Origin of the sequence: Rhodococcus sp. P14, assembly GCF_000256505.1 — a bacterium.
GTDB lineage: Bacteria > Actinomycetota > Actinomycetes > Mycobacteriales > Mycobacteriaceae > Rhodococcus > Rhodococcus ruber.
In genome coordinates this window covers 1-4641 of record NZ_AJFC01000293.1, presented here as the reverse complement: position 1 = coordinate 4641, position 4641 = coordinate 1, and the positions used below count along the sequence as shown (strand labels likewise).

General features: G+C 65.5%; 4 protein-coding genes. 3 read left to right on the top strand and 1 reads right to left on the bottom strand.

The window, feature by feature from the left end:
* Nucleotides 1-31 precede the first annotated feature (31 nt).
* The 3 genes from OEY_RS0120655 (at nucleotide 32) to OEY_RS0120645 (ending at nucleotide 4440) form a co-directional block, all read left to right on the top strand.
* The gene (locus OEY_RS0120655) at nucleotides 32-1606 is read left to right on the top strand and encodes an alpha/beta fold hydrolase (RefSeq protein WP_029540142.1); all 1575 of its coding nucleotides are present in this window, start codon (nucleotides 32-34) and stop codon (nucleotides 1604-1606) included.
* A 358-nt stretch (nucleotides 1607-1964) separates the two neighbouring features.
* Complete coding sequence (locus OEY_RS0120650; protein ID WP_010595676.1) at nucleotides 1965-2915, top strand: alpha/beta fold hydrolase; 951 nt, start codon at nucleotides 1965-1967, stop codon at nucleotides 2913-2915.
* A gap of 157 nt (nucleotides 2916-3072) precedes the next feature.
* Nucleotides 3073-4440 carry an MFS transporter gene (locus tag OEY_RS0120645; RefSeq protein WP_010595675.1) on the top strand — a complete coding sequence of 456 codons (1368 nt, stop codon included), beginning with the start codon at nucleotides 3073-3075 and terminating at the stop codon, nucleotides 4438-4440.
* A 20-nt stretch (nucleotides 4441-4460) separates the two neighbouring features.
* On the opposite strand, the gene OEY_RS28775 is transcribed toward OEY_RS0120645, so the two are convergent.
* A partial coding sequence (locus OEY_RS28775) for a helix-turn-helix domain-containing protein (RefSeq protein WP_010595674.1) occupies nucleotides 4461-4641 on the bottom strand: 181 nt, incomplete at its 5' end.

The window sequence follows — 4641 nt, the reverse complement described above, 5'->3', positions numbered from 1 at the left end:
GAGGGGGGGGGGGGGGGGGGGGGCGCCAGCCGTGGTCTACGGACGCTTCGTGCGCCCGCGGCTTGTGCGGTGGGGTGCCACCGACGAGGAGGTCAGCGGGCCGTTCCCAGGAGGGGATCTGGTGCCCGGCGGGGAGAGATCGGGCGCGATGGCCGTCACCATCGGCGCGCCGCCCGAGCAAGTGTGGCCGTGGCTGGTGCAGATGGGCTGGGATCGCGGCGGCTGGTACTCGTGGGATCACCTGGACAACGCCGGTCGTCCGAGCGCCCGGGAAGTGCACCCGGAATGGCAGGACATCCGGCCCGGCGACCAACTGAAGTACTGGGCGCCCGGCGCGGGACCGATGGACGCGTACAAGGTCGCGCGGATCGAGCCGAACCGATTCCTCGGGCTGTACGGGCTGATCGATCTGCGGGGCGGCACCCTCGACCCCGGTCAGCCGCGCCCGTCCGCCTATCTGGAAGGACTGTGGGGCTTCCAGCTGAAGGAGCTGCCCGGCGGGCGCACCCGCCTCGTCGTCAGCGGATATCAGGCAGGCCGACCGCGATGGATTACCCGCCTTGTCTACTCCGGGATCTTCCCGCCGGTCGTGTGGATCATGCAGGCGCGCATGCTGGCAGTCCTCAAACGCAACATTGAAAATGACTCGCGGGCAACGGGTTCGAAAACGGCAGCAGGCGAGGTGCGAGGACGCGACTCTCGTGGTCTTTCGTCGGCGGTGGTGAAATGGCGCGGCAGCCTGCACCGCGTCCGGCCCGGCCGGGTCCCGATCCGGGACACCTCCCTCTACGTCGACGTCGTCGGGCAAGGACCGCCGCTCGTGCTCATGCACGGCGGACCGTCGGCGGACCTGTGGACGATGCAGTCCTTCCGGCAGTGCGCGGACCGGTTCACCCTGGTGTTCTACGACCACCGCTGCAACGGGCGCTCGATCGGTGCGCCCGTCGAATCGATGACGTGGGAGAACCTCACCGCGGATGCCGATGCCCTGCGCGAGCGGCTCGGGTTCGAGCGGTGGGCGGTGCTCGGCCATTCGTTCGGCGGGCAGGTCGCGCTCGAGTACGCCCTGCGCTACCCCGAGCGGGTCTCACACCTCGTGCTGCTCGACACGGGCGCCGACAGTCACTGGGAGCGGCAGAACGCGTCCGAGGTACTGCTCGCACGCGGCTACGGCCGGGAGAAGGCGGAGCTGGCGCGGCGGTGGTTCAACGGAGAATTCACGCCCCGCGAGTACTTTTCGATCTTCGCGCAGATCGGGGACGCGTACTTCTACCGCTCCGGCCTTGCCATGCTGGCGCGCGAACTGAGCAGCGGGTCGTGGCGCTCGAGGCCGCGGGCGGAGCCGCTGATCTTCGCGGGCCGGCACCTGATGAAGGACTGGACGGTCGTGGATCGGCTCGGCGAGATCACCGCCCCCACGCTCGTCGTGGCCGGGCGCGACGACTTCGTGTTCCCGCCGCAGTGCCAACTGGAGCTGGCCGCCGGCATTCCCCATGCGCGCCTTCGGATCGTGGACCGGGCCGGGCACAGTCCCCAGGACGAGCAGACTGCCGAGGTCGTACAGGCGATCGAGGACTTCCTTGGTGCCGATGTTCCCACCCGATAGAGCGTGCGCATCGGTTCTGATGCTGCGTAAATATCGGGCGCGCAGGACAACTCGATGAGGTGACGACGTCCGGGCGGATGTCTCGATCCGACCGGGATCCTTCGGATTGCTGCCGCCGGCGGATGAGCACATTCGACGGAACGTATGCCGTACCTCGAGCGGTGTTTCTGCGTCATGGGCCGGGCATGGAGAAGTCCACGCGCAGGATCGGAGGTCCCGAGCCCTTCTGGGAAACCGCAGAGTTTCTGTGCCGACTCTTCGTATTTCTCAAACTGCTCCGGAGGGGCGGCATGGCAGGCTCGTGGTGCAGATCACGCTCAGGAAGTCGGAGCGTGGGACAGAGGAGATGCAAGTGAGCATGGTGACACTGGAACTCTTTCCGGGTTTCGAGTCTTTCGATGTGGTGACCGGCGACGGCATCAGCATCCACGGGGTGAAGGCAGGAACCGGAGCGCCGATTCTGCTGTTGCACGGGTTCCCGCAGTCGCATGTCATGTGGCACCGGGTCGCACCCGTTCTTGCGGAGCGGTTTACCGTCGTGGCGACGGATCTGCGGGGGTACGGTGACTCGACCCTTCCCGACCCCGACGACAGCCACGCGCCGCACTCCTTCCGTGCCATGGCGTCAGATCAGGTCGCGGTGATGCAGGCCCTCGGGTTCGACGCGTTCACCGTCGTCGGGCACGACCGGGGTGCTCGCACCGCGCATCGGATGGCTGTCGACTACAGCGATGTGGTGTCCGGGATCGTCTTGCTGGACATCATGCCGACCGAATGGGTGTATGCGAACGTCGACTTCGAGCTCGCTCTCGCCTACTACCACTGGTTCATGTTCCCGCAGCTCAACGGACTGCCGGAGAGTTTCCTCGCTCATGATCCCACCGCCTATCTGCATTCGGTGCTGGGGGTCTCCGGATCGAGCGCGGTCGGGGCCAAGGGGGACGTGTATCACCCGGCAGCGCTGGCCGAGTACGAGAGGCTGTTCGGTGACCCTGCGCGCCGTCTCGGCACGATCGAGGACTATCGAGCAGCAGCCACGATCGATCTGCAGCACGACGCACAGAGTCGCGAAGCCGGCCACCTCATCGACTGTCCGTGCTACGTCATGTGGGGGGCGAAGGGCATGGTCGCCCGGTCCGGACGCTCGCCGCTCGAGGTCTGGCGTGAACGTTCCCGCCGTCCGGAACTGGTGGTGGGCCGTGAGCTCGCCGACGCCGGTCATTTCCTCGTCGACGAGTTCCCCGAGCAGGTAGTGGAACTGGTCGCGGATTTCGCAGCGTCCGTGGCACCTGCCTCTCCGCGCGACTGAACCGGCCCGGCCGAGCCGGATCGTAAAACCCAACACACACCGGACGCTGCGATCTCAAGGCGTGCGGTGCGGTGCGCGGCGCCCGCGAACAGCCGGTCGGGCGCCTGTCTGCTTTTCGTAAGGCTTCAGTGCCGTCCACACAACAGGAGGGTGGGTAGTGACCCATCACATCGACGCCGCTCAGGGTGAGGTAAGCGAGAAGGCGACCATCGGGCGTATCACCCGGCGTCTGCTTCCGTTCCTGATCCTGCTCTACTTCCTCAACTTCCTCGATCGTGTCAATGTCAGTTTCGCTGCCTTGCAGATGAACTCGGACCTCGGTATGAGTCAGGCCGCTTTCGGCTTCGGTGCAGGCCTGTTCTTCGTGGGGTACTTCGTGTTCGAAGTGCCCAGCAACATGATCCTCCACAAGGTCGGAGCGCGGATCTGGATTGCTCGCATCGCCGTCTCGTGGGGACTGGTCTCTGCTGCAACGGCGTTCGTTCAGAACGAGATTCAGTTCTTCGTTGCGCGGTTTCTGCTCGGCTTCGCCGAAGCGGGCCTACTGCCCGGACTCATCCTGTACCTGACCTACTGGTATCCGGAGCGCCACAGGGCACGGATCGTTGCCCTGCTGTACGTGGCCGTTCCCTTGTCGTCCGTGATCGGCGGACCCCTGTCGACCGCGATCATGCAACATTTCGACGGATTCCTCGGGCTCGCGGGTTGGCGAGCCATGTTCCTGATCGAAGGGTTGCCGACGGTCGTACTCGGTGTCGTCACCTTCTTCTACCTGACCAGCCGGCCCTCACAAGCCGAGTGGCTGACCGAAGACCAACGACGTTGGTTGGAAAACGAACTGGCTGCCGACGGTCCGGAGAGGGTCGAGGGGCACCAGGGGAGTCTGCGCTCGCTCAAGGACGTTCGTGTGGTGAGCATGAGTGTGGTGCTCTTCGGCATCTTCTACGGGTTCTACGGCGTGTCGTTCTTCCTGCCGCAGATGATCTCGGGAATGTCCGAGAGTTGGGGACTGGAATTCTCCCTCGTCCAAGTGGGGCTGATCACGGCGTTGCCGTTCGTTGTGGGCACTGTCGCGATGATCCTCATGAGCCGGCACTCCGACCGCACCGGCGAGCGCATCTGGCACACCGGGATCTCCATGCTCGTCGCCGCGGCCGGCATCACGATCGCGGTAGTGGGTAACTGGTCGCCGTACATCATGCTGGTGGGGATTGCGCTGCTGCTTTCGGGAGTGCTCAGCGCAACATCGACAGCGTGGTCCATTCCCCCACGATTCCTCACCGGCATGGCCCTCGCCGCGGGGATCGGATTGATGAACTCGTTCGCGAACCTGAGCGGATTCATCGGACCGTACGTCGCCGGTTACATGAAGGATGTGACCGGAAGCTTCGACACTCCGATGTACATCATCGGTGCCGTCCTCGTCGGGGCCGCGATCGTTCTGCTCGCGATGCGCCGTGGGCTCGACGACGCGCCTGCGGTCGCCGAAGCGGCGAAACCGGACGAGGTCGTGTCAGGACGATGAGTGTGTGGTGCCCGCAGTCCTCAGCCTTCGAGGCAGCGCAGCGACGCCACGAGACCTTCGACGTCGTGCACGTCCCATCCGGTCAGCTCCCGCCACCGGTCGAGTCGATACTTCACCGTGTTCGGATGCACGCGTAGTTCCCGCGCGCACGCCGACAGGGAGAATCCGCTGGTGGCGAATGCCCGCAACGTTTCGGCGAGC